The 14,448-nt window shown below is 71.1% G+C and carries 17 protein-coding genes; 13 read left to right on the forward strand and 4 right to left on the reverse strand.

Going from position 1 to position 14,448, the window contains the following annotated elements; genetic code table 11:
- The first annotated feature begins 3 nt into the window (after nucleotides 1-3).
- A complete protein-coding gene (lnt, locus tag ACFVH2_RS14300; protein WP_378424920.1) occupies nucleotides 4-1,542 on the forward strand; it encodes an apolipoprotein N-acyltransferase in 1,539 nt (512 codons plus the stop codon).
- Here the strand turns inward: lnt and ACFVH2_RS14305 are convergent.
- The 3 genes from ACFVH2_RS14305 to ACFVH2_RS14315 all read right to left on the reverse strand — a co-directional run bounded on the left by ACFVH2_RS14305 (nucleotide 1,487) and on the right by ACFVH2_RS14315 (nucleotide 3,691).
- Complete coding sequence (locus ACFVH2_RS14305; RefSeq protein ID WP_378424918.1) at nucleotides 1,487-1,990, reverse strand: Ig-like domain-containing protein; 504 nt, start codon at nucleotides 1,988-1,990, stop codon at nucleotides 1,487-1,489. The genes lnt and ACFVH2_RS14305 overlap by 56 nt on opposite strands.
- 8 nt (nucleotides 1,991-1,998) lie before the next feature.
- Complete coding sequence (locus ACFVH2_RS14310) at nucleotides 1,999-2,538, reverse strand: hypothetical protein (protein WP_378424916.1); 540 nt, start codon at nucleotides 2,536-2,538, stop codon at nucleotides 1,999-2,001.
- An 85-nt stretch (nucleotides 2,539-2,623) separates the two neighbouring features.
- Complete coding sequence (locus ACFVH2_RS14315) at nucleotides 2,624-3,691, reverse strand: alpha/beta hydrolase (protein WP_378424914.1); 1,068 nt, start codon at nucleotides 3,689-3,691, stop codon at nucleotides 2,624-2,626.
- Nucleotides 3,692-3,856: 165 nt separating this feature from the next.
- Here ACFVH2_RS14315 and ACFVH2_RS14320 point away from each other — a divergent pair, with 165 nt between their 5' ends.
- The 11 genes from ACFVH2_RS14320 to hisF all read left to right on the forward strand — a co-directional run bounded on the left by ACFVH2_RS14320 (nucleotide 3,857) and on the right by hisF (nucleotide 13,117).
- A complete protein-coding gene (locus ACFVH2_RS14320; RefSeq protein ID WP_378424913.1) occupies nucleotides 3,857-5,146 on the forward strand; it encodes a M23 family metallopeptidase in 1,290 nt (429 codons plus the stop codon).
- A 129-nt stretch (nucleotides 5,147-5,275) separates the two neighbouring features.
- Nucleotides 5,276-6,613: a histidinol dehydrogenase gene (gene hisD / locus ACFVH2_RS14325; protein WP_378424911.1), complete on the forward strand. Its 1,338-nt coding sequence runs from the start codon at nucleotides 5,276-5,278 to the stop codon at nucleotides 6,611-6,613.
- The gene (locus ACFVH2_RS14330) at nucleotides 6,610-7,773 is read left to right on the forward strand and encodes a histidinol-phosphate transaminase (RefSeq protein WP_378424909.1); all 1,164 of its coding nucleotides are present in this window, start codon (nucleotides 6,610-6,612) and stop codon (nucleotides 7,771-7,773) included. The genes hisD and ACFVH2_RS14330 overlap by 4 nt, the downstream gene beginning before the upstream one ends.
- Nucleotides 7,770-8,384 carry an imidazoleglycerol-phosphate dehydratase HisB gene (gene hisB, locus ACFVH2_RS14335; protein WP_378424907.1) on the forward strand — a complete coding sequence of 205 codons (615 nt, stop codon included), beginning with the start codon at nucleotides 7,770-7,772 and terminating at the stop codon, nucleotides 8,382-8,384. The genes ACFVH2_RS14330 and hisB overlap by 4 nt, the downstream gene beginning before the upstream one ends.
- A 138-nt stretch (nucleotides 8,385-8,522) precedes the next feature.
- Complete coding sequence (locus ACFVH2_RS14340) at nucleotides 8,523-8,675, forward strand: hypothetical protein (RefSeq protein WP_378424905.1); 153 nt, start codon at nucleotides 8,523-8,525, stop codon at nucleotides 8,673-8,675.
- Nucleotides 8,675-9,847 (forward strand): MFS transporter, encoded by a 1,173-nt coding sequence (locus tag ACFVH2_RS14345; RefSeq protein ID WP_378424903.1) that lies wholly within the window; start codon nucleotides 8,675-8,677, stop codon nucleotides 9,845-9,847. The genes ACFVH2_RS14340 and ACFVH2_RS14345 overlap by 1 nt, the downstream gene beginning before the upstream one ends.
- Nucleotides 9,844-10,473 carry an imidazole glycerol phosphate synthase subunit HisH gene (gene hisH, locus ACFVH2_RS14350; protein ID WP_378424900.1) on the forward strand — a complete coding sequence of 210 codons (630 nt, stop codon included), beginning with the start codon at nucleotides 9,844-9,846 and terminating at the stop codon, nucleotides 10,471-10,473. Before ACFVH2_RS14345 ends, hisH begins: the two co-directional genes overlap by 4 nt.
- Nucleotides 10,470-10,742, forward strand: coding sequence for a hypothetical protein (locus ACFVH2_RS14355; RefSeq protein WP_378424898.1), 273 nt, complete (start codon nucleotides 10,470-10,472; stop codon nucleotides 10,740-10,742). Before hisH ends, ACFVH2_RS14355 begins: the two co-directional genes overlap by 4 nt.
- Before the next feature lie 18 nt (nucleotides 10,743-10,760).
- Entirely contained in the window at nucleotides 10,761-11,495 is a 735-nt protein-coding gene (gene priA / locus ACFVH2_RS14360) for a bifunctional 1-(5-phosphoribosyl)-5-((5-phosphoribosylamino)methylideneamino)imidazole-4-carboxamide isomerase/phosphoribosylanthranilate isomerase PriA (protein WP_378424896.1), read from the forward strand.
- 8 nt (nucleotides 11,496-11,503) lie between these two features.
- On the forward strand, nucleotides 11,504-12,337 hold the full coding sequence (locus ACFVH2_RS14365; protein ID WP_378424894.1) for an inositol monophosphatase family protein: 834 nt from the start codon (nucleotides 11,504-11,506) through the stop codon (nucleotides 12,335-12,337).
- A 6-nt stretch (nucleotides 12,338-12,343) separates the two neighbouring features.
- Nucleotides 12,344-13,117, forward strand: a complete 774-nt coding sequence (gene hisF / locus ACFVH2_RS14370) for an imidazole glycerol phosphate synthase subunit HisF (RefSeq protein ID WP_378424892.1) — start codon at nucleotides 12,344-12,346, stop codon at nucleotides 13,115-13,117.
- Here the strand turns inward: hisF and ACFVH2_RS14375 are convergent.
- Nucleotides 13,104-13,943: an alpha/beta fold hydrolase gene (locus ACFVH2_RS14375; RefSeq protein WP_378424890.1), complete on the reverse strand. Its 840-nt coding sequence runs from the start codon at nucleotides 13,941-13,943 to the stop codon at nucleotides 13,104-13,106. The genes hisF and ACFVH2_RS14375 overlap by 14 nt on opposite strands.
- 160 nt (nucleotides 13,944-14,103) lie before the next feature.
- Between ACFVH2_RS14375 and hisI the strand changes: the two genes are divergently transcribed.
- Nucleotides 14,104-14,448, forward strand: a complete 345-nt coding sequence (hisI, locus tag ACFVH2_RS14380) for a phosphoribosyl-AMP cyclohydrolase (protein ID WP_378424888.1) — start codon at nucleotides 14,104-14,106, stop codon at nucleotides 14,446-14,448.

Genomic DNA, 14,448 nt, shown 5'->3' on the forward strand with positions numbered 1-14,448 from the left:
GTCGTGGTCGGCTCGGATGGCAGCGAACCGGTTGCCGCACTGGGAAAGTCGCGATGGACCCGCCGGGCGGGCGCGCTGCTCGCCGGCGCCGCGCCTGCGCTCGCCTTCCCCCCGCCGAACCTCGGGTGGCTCGCCTGGGTGCTGCTCGTCCCGGTCCTGCTGCTGTTGGCGAGTGCGGAGACGGCCGGGCAGGCGGCGCTGCTCGGTTGGCTCGCAGGCGTCGGGTTCCTCGCCGCCACCCAGTACTGGCTGGTGCCGAATCTGCTCTACTTCTTCCCGCTCGCGGTCGGACTGCTCGCCCTGCTGTGGGCCGGGTGGGGAGCCCTTGCGTGGATCCTGTTGCGGGGCAACGTCACCGCTGGCAGGGCCGCCGTCGCGGTGCTCGGCGTGCCCGCCGGTTGGGTCGTGGTCGAGGCGGTCCGCTCCTGGCAGTGGCTCGGTGGTCCCTGGTCGCTGCTCGCGGCGACCCAGTGGCGGCATCCGAGCATGCTCGGCCTCGCCGCGGTGGGCGGTGCGTGGCTCGTTGGTGTCGCGATCGTCGCGGCGAACACCGGCGTCGCAGTGCTGGTGCTGGCGCGGGGGAGGGCGCGGGGGATCGGGGCGACCGCGGTGGTGGTCGCGCTCGTCTCGGGACCCCTCTGGTACTCGAGCTCTCCGCCGCCGCCGCCGTCGGCCGTGGCCGGGGTGCGGGTGGCGCTGATCCAACCGGGAATCGGGCACGGCGACGTGCTCTCCCGGGAAGAGGAGTTGACCCGGGCGGTCGCGGGTCGGGTCGGGCTCGTGGCGTGGGGCGAGAGCAGTGTCGACGAGGATCTGGGCGAGCACCCCGAGGTCCTCGCCCGGCTCGCCGCGCTGTCGGGATCCGTCGGCGCCGATGTGCTGGTGAGCGTCGACGCGCGCAGCGGCGACACCGGCGCGATCTCGAAGACCGCGACCCTGATCGACCCGCACGGGATCGTCGCGACCTACCGCAAGACCCGGCTCGTCCCGTTCGGCGAGTACGTCCCGTTCCGGGACCGACTCGGCTGGCTGAGCCGGATCACCGCCGCGGCGGGGGAGAACCGGGTTCCCGGCCACCACCTCGTGCTCATGTCGGCGGCGGGAATCCGTTTCGGACCGTTGATCTCGTTCGAACTGACGTTCCCGGACCTGGCGTGCCGGCTCGCCGACGACGGTGCGGCGCTGCTGGTCTACCAGACCTCGACCGCCACCTTCCAGGACAGCGCGGGTCCGGCGCAGCTGACGAGCATGGGCGCGGTCCGGGCCGCCGAGACCGGCAGGCCCGTCGCGGTCGCCGCGCTGAGCGGGGTCTCGGCCGCCTACGATGCCCGCGGCCGCCTGCTCGGATGGCTGCCGGCCTCGCAGTCGGGGTCGTTGGTCGTCGACGTGACGCCGACGTCGGGCCGGACGCCCTACGCCCGGTTCGGCGACTGGGTGCCGGTCGCGTGCGTGACAACGCTCGTCTTGTGGGCGGCGGGCGCGGCCGTCAGAAGCAGAGCGACCCGAAGAGGCAGTCCTGGCCGCGCTGGGTCGGTGGGTTGACCTGGTGCTGGGTCTGGAAGGTGTCCGATCCGGTCGAGGGGCTGTCGTCCTCGCTGCCGCTGTACGCGGCCCAGACCCTGTGGTAGCCGTCGGGCAACGTGACCACCCATACGGCCTCTCCGCCGGAGACTCGCATCGGTGCCGAGGTGGCCTCGGTAGCGCCGGTGTCGACGTTGACGGCCGTGAACTGCACCGTGCCGCGCAGTGGTGCGGGTGTCACCATCGCGGTCGCCTGGATCGTCGCGCCGTTCGCGTCGGGTGCCCCGCCGACGCTCCTGGTGTACACCTGCGTCGTAGTGGTCGTCTTGGCCATCCCCGACGCCTGGGTCACCAGCGCTGGCCCGGATTCGATGCGGGGAGCCGCCGTCGCGGTGATCGGTGTCAGGAACACCGCTGCTGCCGCGACCGCGGCGATGGCGGTCCAGACGGCCCGCGTCTGTCGGCTCATCGCGGTGCCTACCTCAGCAGGGTCGAGAGGATCTGTCCGAGAGCGCCGATCGGGTCATCGAGGGTGATCCCGGTCTGGTTCTGGCCGGACAGCCCGGACATGCCGCCGTTTCCGCCGTTGCCCATGCCGCCCCCCTGGTTGCAGCTGTTCGCGTTGCGCAGCGGCGCGCTCATCGGCTCGCATTGCCCGCCGGTCACGGTGATCACCTGCGCATTCTTCGGGAGGTACTGTCCGTTCGTGCCGATGTCGCACGCGACCTTGGCGACATATTTGCCGTCGGCCAGGCCGGTGACGTCCACGGTCAAGGTGTAGAACGTCTCACCGTTGTTCTCCGGGCCGGACGCGGATGCGGACTTGTACACCGTCGAGCCCTGGGTCAGCTGCAGGTGACAGACGTCGTTTGCGGCGACACCCTGCACCTTGGCGGTGACGACGGACCCCGTCGTGGTGTACGTGACCGTCACTTCTGCGGATGCGGTTCCCGCTGCCCACAAGACGACCATCACCACGGCGATCAAGCTGATGACGGCATGAATGAGTGTGCGCATGATACCTTCGCCAGATTCCCTATGGGTGAGATCGGTACGGTGAAAATTCTCCTCCGCGCCGCGGAGGCTGTACAGCGATCGCCGATCAGCCAGGGATCGCCAGCGGCGCGGCCAGCGTCGGCCAGGAGTCCTTGAGGTCGTCGCGCCAGTAGCCCCAGGAATGGGTCCCGGTGTCGCGGAAGTTGACCCGCGCGGGGATCCCGAGCCGGGACAGTCGGTCCGCCAGGATGTGAGTGCAGTAGTTCGTGGCCGCTTCGATCACGCCGCCGACCACGAGCTGATTCTCCAGGCCGGACACGCCCGGCAGTGCGTACGGGCCGTCGAGCTGATCGTGCGAACCGGGCAGGCCGGTTCCGGTGGAGATGTACAGCGCGACCCCGCGCAGTTGGTCGGCGTGTAGGTAGGGGTCGTTCGCCGCCCACATGGGGTCGTCCGGCGGACCGTACATGTTGTCGGTGTTGCCGCCGCCCCAGGTTTCGACGGACAGCCGGACCGCGCGCATGCCGATCGGGTCGCTCGTCTGGGCGCACCCGCTGAAGGACGCCGCGCTTCGGTAGAGGCCGGGCGCGGCTATGGGCAGCGCGAGGGCGGCGGTCGCCGAGGTCGAGAGTCCGGCGATCGCGTTCCTACCGCTGGTTCCGAGTCCTGCGTCGACAAGGGGTGGGAGCTCCTGAGTAAGGAAGGTCTTCCACTTGTTCACCCCGAGCACCGGATCGGGTCGCTGCCAGTCCGTGTAGTAGCTCCACGCGCCGCCGATCGGCGTGACCACGTTGACGTTCTTGTCGGCCAGGAACGTGAGTACGTCGGTCCTGGCCGCCCAGGTGTCCCCGTCCTGGCCGCCACCGCCGCCGTTGAGCAGGTACAGCACCGGACGCGGGCGGCTGGTGTCGGCCGGTCGTTGCACCTGAACCGGGACCGTCCGGTTCATCGAACCCGAATGCACGAAGAGCACCAGGGACCGGGTGTCATCGACAGTCACCCGCTCGACGTACGAGCCGTTCGCGGATGTCGCATCGGCCAGCAATCGTCCGCTGGCGATGACCGGGTCGGCGTGGACGGGATGCGTGCACGCGAACGGCAGCACGACTGCCGCGGCAACTGCCAGGGCGAATCGTGCGGCGCGGGGGCCGCGCCGGGTGATATCGCGTACCACCCCGTCAGCGTAGGCACACGAGAGCCTGCGACAGAAGGCCTGCGGTGTCCCTCGGCAAGGCAGGGCGGTCCGCTGTCCGATATCGGACCCGACATCCGCAGTCGGTGAATAGAGTCGACGCAATTGGGCCGATGCACACCGCAAGGGTCCGCTACGGAGTTCGCCATGACGAATCCGATCCCCATCGGGCGCCGTCCGGGTCGCCGCACCGGCTGGTTCGTCGGCCTGACGTGCCTGGCACTGGTGGCCGCGTGCTCGTCGTCCGTCGATTCCGCCGGACCGCCGCCTCCGTCCACGCCGGCCGACGACGGCCGGGGCGGCATCCCGCCCGGGTACCCGCTCGACGTCGACGTGGTGGCTCCGCTGGTCGTCACGACCGTCGGGCCGGATCCGATCCCCGTCACCGGGACCGACGGCAAGGTTCACGTGGCCTACGAGATCGCGGTCCTCAACTCCTCGCCACGCCCGGCCACCGTCACGCGGGTCGACACCCTGGTCGGCGGACCGGACGGGGCCGTGGTGGCGAGTCTGGCGAAGGAGGAGGTGCTGGCGCGGTCGATCCTGTTCCAGAACTACGCCTCGGCGCCGTTCACCGAGATCCCGGTGGGGCGTACGGCGCTGCTGGTGCTCGACGACGTGTACGAGACCCGCGCCGACGTCCCGGCCGCGGTGACCCATCGCCTGACCGCCGTGTTCGGCGCTGCCTCCGCTCCGGACGCGGCCATCGCCGCCAAGTATCCGGACACCGTCACCCAGATCGGTGGGGCCGTCACCACGAGCACCAGAGCGCCGGTGGTCATCGGGCCGCCGCTCGCCGGTGACGACTGGGTGGCGGGCAACGGGTGCTGCGTGGTCACCTCGCACCGCGGGGCGATGATGGCGGTCGGCGGCAGGATCAACGGCAGCGAGCGCTATGCCGTCGACTGGCTGCGCATGGACCCGGACGCCACCCCGCTGACGACGGTCCGTGGTGATCGATCGAACAACGCGGACTACCTGGCCTACGACGCGCCGCTGCTCGCGGTGGCCGACGGGACGGTCGTGGCGGTGGTGTCCGACCGGCAGGAAGAGCCCCCGGGGCACGTGCCGGCCGACATCGCCCTCGATCAACTGGGCGGCAACTACGTCATCATCGACATCGGCGACGGCAACTACGCGTTCTACGCCCACATGATCCCGAAGTCGGCGTCGGTGGGGGTCGGCGACCGGGTCGCCCGCGGACAGGTGATCGGTCGACTCGGCAACTCGGGCAACACCTCCGAGGCCCACCTGCATTTTCACGTGACCCGCGCACCGGTGCCGTTGTCCGGTGACAACGTGCCCTACGAAATCGATCGCTTCACGTTCGTCGGCTCGACCGCCACCGACAGCCTGGTGCGGGGGCCGAACGCCGGCGAACGAACGGACCAGCTTCCGCTCGACGGCGACCTCGTCAACTTCCCGCCGTTGCCCTGAGCGCGCGTCGGGACGAGGGCGCGGCGCCACCTGTGACCGGCCGCGGACGCGCCGCACGGGCGGTTGGCGAAAATGGCTAGCAACTATCCTGGATAATCGATGCAAACCCATCCTTTCGAAGGGACCCTCATGCCTGCCCGCACCGAGCTCGCCCGCGTGGATCTGCGCGGTCGAACACCCACCCTCGCCGAACTCCGGTCGGCTCTGCCCCGAGGTGGAGTGGACGTGGACGCGGTGCTGCATCAGGTGCGCCCGATGGTCGAGGCGGTCCGGGACCGTGGCGCCGAGGCGGCGCTCGAGTACGGCGAGAAATTCGACGGCGTCCGGCCCGACACGGTGCGGGTGCCCGCCGCCGAGCTGGCGCGCGCCCTCGACGAGCTCGACCCGGCGGTCCGCACGGCGCTCGAGGTCGCGATCGAACGCACCCGCAAGGTGCACGCCGACCAGCGGCGCACCGACACCGTCACCGAGGTCGTGCCCGGCGGCACCGTCACCGAGCGCTGGGTGCCGGTCGAGCGGGTCGGGCTGTACGTGCCCGGCGGCAACGCCGTCTACCCCTCGTCCGTCGTGATGAACGTGGTGCCCGCGCAGACCGCGGGCGTCGGCTCGCTGGTCGTCGCGTCCCCGCCGCAGGCCGCGTTCGGTGGTCTGCCGCACCCGACCATCCTCGCGGCCGCGCAGCTGCTCGGTGTCGACGAGGTGTGGGCGGTCGGCGGCGGCCAGGGCGTGGCCCTGCTCGCCTACGGCGGCACCGACACCGACGGCGCGGAACTGGCGCCCGTGGACCTGATCACCGGCCCGGGCAACATCTACGTCACCGCGGCCAAGCGGCTGTGCCGTGGGCTGGTCGGCATCGACGCCGAGGCCGGCCCCACCGAGATCGCGATCCTCGCCGACCACACCGCAGACCCCGTGCACGTCGCCGCCGATCTGATCAGTCAGGCCGAGCACGACGTGATGGCGGCCTCCGTGCTGGTCACCACCAGCGTGGAGCTCGCGGACGCGGTGGACGAGGCCCTCACCGCTCAGCTCGAGCTGACCAAGCACCGCGAGCGGGTCGCGACGGCGCTGGCGGGCAGCCAGTCCGGGACGGTGCTCGTCTCGTCCGTGGAGGACGGCCTGCGTGTGGTCAACGCGTACGCCGCCGAGCACCTCGAGATCCAGACCGAGGACGCGGCCGAGGTCGCCTCACGGGTCCGCAGCGCGGGCGCGATCTTCGTCGGGGCCTGGTCGCCGGTCAGCCTCGGCGACTACTGCGCCGGCTCGAACCACGTCCTGCCCACCGCGGGATGTGCCCGGCACTCGTCCGGACTGAGCGTGCAGACCTTCCTGCGCGGCATCCACGTCGTCGACTACTCGGAGGCGGCGCTGAAGGACGTCTCGGGACACGTCATCACCCTGGCGAACGCCGAGGACCTGCCCGCGCACGGGGAGGCCGTGCGGCTGCGCTTCGAGGCCTTGCGGTGAGCGCCGTGCCCGGCGCGGCGGTGACGGTCGACGACCTGCCGCTGCGGGAGAACCTGCGCGGCAAGTCGGCCTACGGCGCCCCGCAGTTGACCGTTCCGGTGCAGCTCAACACCAACGAGAACCCGCACCCGCCGACCCAGGCGCTGGTCGACGACGTCGCCGAGTCGGTTCGTGAGGCGGCGCGCGAGCTGCACCGTTACCCGGACCGCGACGCCGTCGCGCTGCGCACCGACCTCGCGGCGTACCTGACCCGCCAGACCGGGGTGCCGGTCACCGTCGACAACGTGTGGGCGGCCAACGGCTCCAACGAGATCCTGCAGCAGCTGCTGCAGGCCTTCGCCGGACCCGGCCGCACCGCAATGGGTTTCGTCCCGTCGTACTCGATGCACCCGATCATCTCCGACGGCACCGACACCACCTGGCTGCCGGTGCTGCGCGGCGCCGACTTCGCCCTCGACGTGGACACGGCCGTCGCCGCGATCGCCGACCGGCGGCCCGACGTCGTGTTCATCACCAGCCCCAACAATCCGACCGGGCACAGCATCCCGGTCGCGTCGCTGCGCCGGATCCTCGACGCGGCACCGGGCGTGGTGATCGTCGACGAGGCATACGCCGAGTTCTCCGACGCACCGAGCGCGCTGACCCTGATCGACGAGTACCCGACCAAGCTGGTGGTCTCGCGGACCATGAGCAAGGCGTTCGCGTTCGCCGGTGGCCGGCTCGGCTACCTCGCCGCCGCACCGGCGTTCGTCGAGGCGCTGCTGCTGGTGCGGTTGCCGTACCACCTCTCGGTGGTCACCCAGGCCGCCGCGCGGGCCGCGCTGCGGCACGCCGACGAGACGCTCGGCAGCGTGCACGCCCTCGCGGCGGAGCGGGTGCGGGTGTCGAAGGCGCTGGCGGACACCGGGTTCCACGTCATCCCGTCGGACGCGAACTTCATCCTGTTCGGTGAGTTCGCCGACAGCGCCCGCGCCTGGCAGGCCTACCTGGATCGCGGGGTGCTGATCCGCGACGTGGGCATTCCCGGATTCCTGCGCGCCACCGTCGGACTCGCCTCCGAGAACGACGCCTTCATCGCGGCCAGCGACGCCATCGCGGCCGCCGAACTGACCACGGCGACGCGGAACGCTGAGCCATCGAACTCGGAAGGGAACCGATGACCGACCGCATTGCGAAGGTCGAGCGCACCACCAAGGAATCGTCGATCTCCGTCGAGCTCAACCTCGACGGCACCGGCATCGTCGACGTCTCCACCGGCATCCCGTTCTTCGACCACATGCTCACCGCGCTCGGCGCGCACGCCAGCTTCGACCTGACGGTCAAGGCCGAGGGCGACATCGAGATCGAGGCACACCACACCGTCGAGGACACCTCGATCGTGCTGGGTCAGGCCCTCGGTCAGGCGCTCGGGGACAAGAAGGGCATCCGCCGCTTCGGCGACGCCTACATCCCGATGGACGAGTCGCTCGTGCACGCCGCCGTCGACGTCTCCGGCCGGCCCTACTGCGTGCACACCGGCGAGCCGGAACACATGCTGCACACCGTGATCGGCGGGTACCCCGGTGTCCCGTACGCGACGGTGATCAACCGGCACGTGTTCGAGTCCATCGCCTCGAATGCGCGCATCGCCTTGCACGTGCGGGTGCTGTACGGACGCGATCAGCACCACATCACCGAGGGCGAGTTCAAGGCCGTCGCCCGGGCGTTGCGCGAGGCCGTCGAGCCGGACCCGAGGGTGAGCGGTGTGCCGTCGACCAAGGGTGCGCTGTGAGCGGAGCCTGCGGAGCGAATCCGGGTGCTGTGAGCGGAGCCTGCGGAGCGAATCCGGGTGCTGTGAGCGGAGCCCGCGGAGCGAATCCAGGAGCACGTGAGCGGAGCCGGCGGAGCGAATCCAGGAGCACTGTGATCGATGTCTGACTTCCTGATCTACGGGCTGTTCCTGCTGGCCGGATTCGCGATCGGCGGCGCCTACTCGCTGTGGAAGGTCAACAAGTTCGCCGCCGGCGTGCTGGTCGCATTGGCGATCATCGCGGCTGCCGCGGGCGTGCTCCGGCTCGTGTGATGCCCAGCCTGCTGCGCACGCGCGGCATGCCGGTGGCGATGACGATGGGCTTCACCGCCTTCGGTGGCTGGTCGCTGCTGCTGCCGGTGGTGCCGCTGGCGATCTCCGAGGCCGGTGGGTCCGCCGCGTTGGCCGGCGCCGCGACGGCGGTGTTCATGGCGACCACGGTCGCCACCCAGTTCGTCACGCCGCGACTGCTTCGCTCGTGGGGGTACCGCACCGTTCTCGCCGTCGGCTGCCTGCTGCTCGGTGCGCCGGCGTTCGCGTTCCTGGTGTCCACCGCGGCCGGACCCGCGCTCGCCGTGTCGGCCGTCCGGGGTGTCGGCTTCGGGCTGCTGACGGTGGCGGGCAGTGCGCTGGTCGCGGAACTCGCGCCGAAGGAGTTGCTCGGTCGGGCCACCGGTGCCCAGGGCATCGCGATCGCCACCGGTCAGATGATCGCGCTGCCTGTGGGTTTGGCGCTCTTCGGCCGCGGGCACGAGGATCTGGTCTTCGTGCTCGGTGCGTTGGTGCCGTTGCTCGCGATCGTCGCCGTCGTGGCGTTGCCGTCGATCCGGCACGCGGCCGGTCCGGACGGTCCGCGAGGTCGGCTTCCGGTGCGGCTGTTGCTCGTTCCGTGCCTGGCGATGCTGATGGCAGCGTCCGTGTACGGCGGGGCGTCGAGCCTGCTGCCCATCGCGGTCGAGGACCGCGCGGCGGTGGCCGGCGTCGCCCTCGCGTTCGTCAGCGGTGCGATCCTCGTCGGCCGCTACGGTGCGGGTCTGCTGGTCGACCGGATCGGGGTCGGCCGAATCATGGCCCCCGCGTTGGCTTGCTGCGCGGCCGGCGCGGCCATGTATGCGGCCGCCGTCGCGGGCGACGGAAGCGTGGCGCTGTTGCTGGCCGGATCGATCCTCTTCGGTGCCGGCTTCGGCGCGGTCCAGAACGAGGCGCTGGTGACGCTGTTCACCTCGGCGGGCCCGGCGCGCCTCGGTGCCGCCAGCGCGGCGTGGAACATCAGCTACGACGCGGGCACCGGAATCGGGGCGCTCGCACTGGGAGTGGTCGCAGGCGTCGCCGGGTACCCGGCGGTGTTCGTGGTCGGTGCGGTCGGGGTCGCGGCGGTGGTTCCCCTCGCGCTGGGCTGGAGGATTCCGGCCGCGTCGCGGCGGGCCGATAGAGTTCAGTCATGACCTCCGTTGCTCTGCTCGATTACGGCTCAGGGAACCTGCACTCGGCGATGCGGGCGCTCGCACGCGTCGGAGCCGACGTCGAGGTGACCGCCGATCCCAAGGCGGCGCTGGCCGCGGACGGTCTGGTCGTGCCCGGTGTCGGCGCGTTCGCCGCCTGCATGCAGGGCCTGCGGTCGGTGCGCGGGGAGCGGATCATCGGCCAGCGACTCGCAGGCGGCCGCCCGGTGCTCGGCATCTGTGTCGGCATGCAGATCATGTTCGAGCGGGGCGTCGAGCACGGGGTGGAGGCCGACGGCTGCGGCGAATGGCCCGGCACCGTAGAGAAGCTGCAGGCGGAGGTCCTGCCGCACATGGGCTGGAACACGCTGCAGGCGCCCGAGGACAGCGTGCTGTTCGCGGGACTCGACCGGGACACCCGGTACTACTTCGTGCACTCCTACGGCGTGCAGAAGTGGGAACTGGCGGAGTCGGAGCTGATCGCGCCGCCGAAGCTGACCTGGGCGGACCACGGTGGTCCCTTCCTCGCCGCGATCGAGAACGGCCCCCTGTCGGCGACCCAGTTCCACCCCGAGAAGTCGGGCGACGCGGGTGCCGCGCTGCTCGAGAACTGGGTTCGCAGCCTGTGACCGCGCCGCGGCGCGGATTCTCCTACGGCCGCCTGGCCCTGTACTCGCTCGGCGCGGCGGCCGCGGTGCTGGTCGTCGCGGCGGCCGCGGTGGCCGCACTGCGTCCGTCGCCGGTGGTCGGGCTGGTCATCGTGCTCGTCGGGGTGGCCGGGGCGATCGCCGCGATGGGAGCGGTCTCCACCCGGATGACCCGGCGGGCGTTCGACGATGCGGACGCGGGTCCCGAGCCCGCCCGCGAGCCCGACCCGGACACCGGCCCGGAGCACTGACCCACTAGGGTTGGCGCAGTGAGCCTGGTCCTTTTGCCTGCTGTAGATGTCGCCAACGGTGAAGCTGTTCGCCTCGTTCAGGGGGAGGCAGGGAGCGAGACCAACTACGGATCGCCCCGCGACGCGGCCCTCGCGTGGCAGAACGCCGGCGCCGAGTGGGTGCACCTGGTCGACCTCGACGCCGCGTTCGGGCGTGGATCCAACCACGAGATGCTGGCCGGCGTCATCGGCGAGCTCGACGTCAAGGTCGAGCTGTCCGGCGGCATCCGCGACGACGCCTCGCTCGAGGCCGCGCTCGCGACCGGCTGCGCCCGAGTCAACCTCGGCACCGCCGCCATCGAGAACCCCGAGTGGTGCGCCAGCGCCATTGCCCGTTTCGGCGACAAGATCGCCGTCGGACTGGACGTGCGCAACGTCGACGGCCGTTACCAGCTGCGCGGTCGCGGCTGGGTCACCGAGGGCGGCGACCTCTTCGAGACCCTCGCACGCCTCGACCGCGACGGGTGCGCGCGTTACGTCGTCACCGACGTCAGCAAGGACGGCACCCTCACCGGGCCCAATCTCGAACTGCTGAGCCAGGTCTGCGCCGCCACGGACGCGCCGGTCGTCGCGTCCGGCGGCATCTCCAGCCTCGACGACCTGGTGGCGATCGCCGGCCTGGTCGACCAGGGCGTCGAGGGGTCGATCATCGGCAAGGCGCTGTACGCGGGTCGCTTCACCCTGCCCGAGGCCCTCACCGCGGTCGCGGGCTAGGTCCCGCGATGAGCCCGCCCCGCGACCCGCGTGAATTGCTCTCGATCGCGGGCGGCGTCCTCGACGGGGCGGTGGAACGCTTCCTCGCCGGGGTCGGCGCGCCGAGTGCGGTGGTCAAGGGGCCCAGGGACTTCGCCACCGAGGTGGACCTCGAGCTCGAACGTCGGATCACCGGCGAACTCGAACAGCTCACCGGGATCCCGGTGCACGGCGAGGAGTTCGGCGGTCCCGACCTGGCCGACGGCACCGTGTGGGTGCTCGACCCGGTGGACGGCACCCTGAACTACTCGTCGGGTCTGCCGACCGCGGGCATCCTGTTGGCACTGCTGGACGAGGGCAGGCCGGTCCTCGGACTGACCTGGCTGCCGATGATGGACCGCCGCTACGCGGCGAGCGTCGACGGGCCGTTGCTCTGCAACGGGGAGGAACTGCCCCGGCTCCGCCGCCAGCAGCTGTCGGACGCGATGGTCGGGTTCGGGGCCTTCAACGTGGACGGCCGCGGCCCCATCCCCGGCACCTACCGGGTGCGGGCGCTGGCCGAGGTGAGCCGGGTCTGCCGGCGGTTGCGGATGCACGGCTCGACGGGCGCGGACCTCGCGTTCACCGCTGCGGGCGCGCTGGGGGCGTCGGTGGTCTTCGGTTATCACCCCTGGGACAACGCGCCGGGGGTGGCGCTGGTCCGGGCGGCGGGCGGCGTGGTCACCGACCTGGCCGGGCGGGACTGGCACATCGGCTCGAAGTCGGTGCTGGCGGCGGCGCCGGGCGTGCACGGCGAGGTGTTGAATATTCTGGAGGCTCTTGGTGATCCGGGTGACTACCTGGATCCGGCGGTAGGAAGGTAAGACGACATGACGTTGGCAGTTCGGGTCATCCCGTGCCTGGACGTGGACGCGGGGCGCGTCGTGAAGGGCGTCAACTTCGAGAATCTTCGTGACGCAGGCGATCCCGTGGAACTGGCGGCGGTCTACGACGCGCAGGGCGCCGACGAACTGACCTTCCTCGACGTCACGGCGTCCACCTCCGAACGCGGCACCATGCTCGACGTGGTCACCCGCACCGCCGAGCAGGTGTTCATCCCGCTGACGGTCGGGGGCGGGGTCCGCACCGAGCAGGACGTGGACCGGCTGCTGCGCGCCGGCGCCGACAAGGTCAGCGTCAACACCGCGGCGATCGCCCGCCCCGAGTTGTTGCGGGAGCTCAGCGAGCGGTTCGGCTCGCAGTGCATCGTCCTGTCGGTGGACGCGCGCACGGTGCCCGAGGGCGAGGCGCCGACCCCGTCCGGCTGGGAGGTCACCACCCACGGTGGTCGCCGTGGCACCGGCATCGACGCGATCGAGTGGGCGCAGCGCGGCGCCGAGCTCGGGGTGGGGGAGATCCTGCTCAACTCGATGGACGCCGACGGCACCAAGGCCGGGTTCGACCTGCCGATGATCCGGGCCGTGCGCGCGACCGTGCACGTGCCGGTGATCGCCAGCGGCGGCGCCGGCGCGGTCGGGGACTTCGCTCCCGCCGTCCAGGCCGGTGCGGACGCGGTGCTCGCGGCGAGCGTCTTCCACTTCGGCGACCTGACGATCCCCCAGGTCAAGGACGCAATGCGCGCGGAAGGGATCACCGTCCGCTGACGTAGGCCCGCGGGTCGCGCCAGAGCGCTGTCACGGACGCGACCACGGACTCCGGATCGACGAGCAGCGGGGCGATGTGTCCGCCGCCGCGCACCGGCAGGCTGCGCGCGGAGGGCATGACGGCGGCGGCCGCCTCGGCTTGGGCAGGCGACCACATGGAGTCGCCGGTGGCGGCGAGCATCACCGTCGGAACCCCGATCCCGGGCAGGGTGTCGGTCAGGTCGGGGCGATCGAGCATGACCGAGTGCATCGCCTGCAGCATTGCGGTGCGGTCCGCTCGGCGGAACGCGTCCATCACGCTCGCCGACGAGTCGGGATGCTCGGCGGGGCACTCGGCGCCGAGCAGGGCCTTGGCCAACGCACGGGTGACCGGTGGCACGGGTCCGGCCAGCCGGTAGAGGGTGACCAGCGGTACGACGCGCGCCCACCTCTCCGTCGGGGTCAGCGCGTGGACCGGCGTGCCGATGGCTGCCAGTGAACGGCAGCGGGCCGGATGGAGCGCGGCGAATCTCAGGCCGACGTGGCCGCCCCAGGCGTTTCCGACCCAGTCGACCGGGTCGGCGATTCCGAGGTCGTCGAGGACACCGGCCGCCGCGTCGGCACACGCGTCGAGGTCGAACCGGGCGGGTGCGGCGCCGCTGCCGCCGTGGCACGGCCCGTCGACGAGGATCAGCGTGCGCTGTGCCGCCAGCGAGTCGACGACCGCGTGCCACGACTGCGAGTCGACGAACAGGCTGTGCCACAGGACCGCGGGCGGGCCGGTTCCCACGCGGCCGACGGACAGTCGTCCGAGCGTGGTGGGGATGTTCACGGAGCTGATCGTCATGGCCCCTCCCGGAGACGGAGATGCGTGATGGAGATGCTTCGGAACCGGGAACTTCGGTATCCGAGTATTCTCCGGTGAGCGTGCACGTCAACAGGTAACGGACTGCCTGCCACGTGCTCCCTGAGCGTCGACCCCGAACGCGCCACGGTATAACGGTCACATGAGTCTTGATCCCGCAATCTCGGCCCGGCTCAAGCGCAACGAGGCCGGCCTGTTCAGCGCAGTCGCCCAGGAACGGTCCACCGGCGACGTGCTGATGGTCGCGTGGATGGATGACGAAGCACTCGCCCGCACGCTGGAAACCCGTAAGGGGACGTACTTTTCGCGTTCGCGTCAGCAGTACTGGGTCAAGGGGGAGACCTCCGGGCACACCCAGTACGTGCACGAGGTCCGCCTCGACTGCGACGGCGACTCGGTGCTGCTCATCGTCGACCAGGAGGGCGCTGCCTGCCACACCGGCACACACACCTGCTTCGACTCCGACATCCTGCTCGCTCGCCCCTGA

Origin of the sequence: Rhodococcus sp. NPDC127527, assembly GCF_042672245.1 — a bacterium.
Taxonomy (GTDB): domain Bacteria; phylum Actinomycetota; class Actinomycetes; order Mycobacteriales; family Mycobacteriaceae; genus Rhodococcus_G.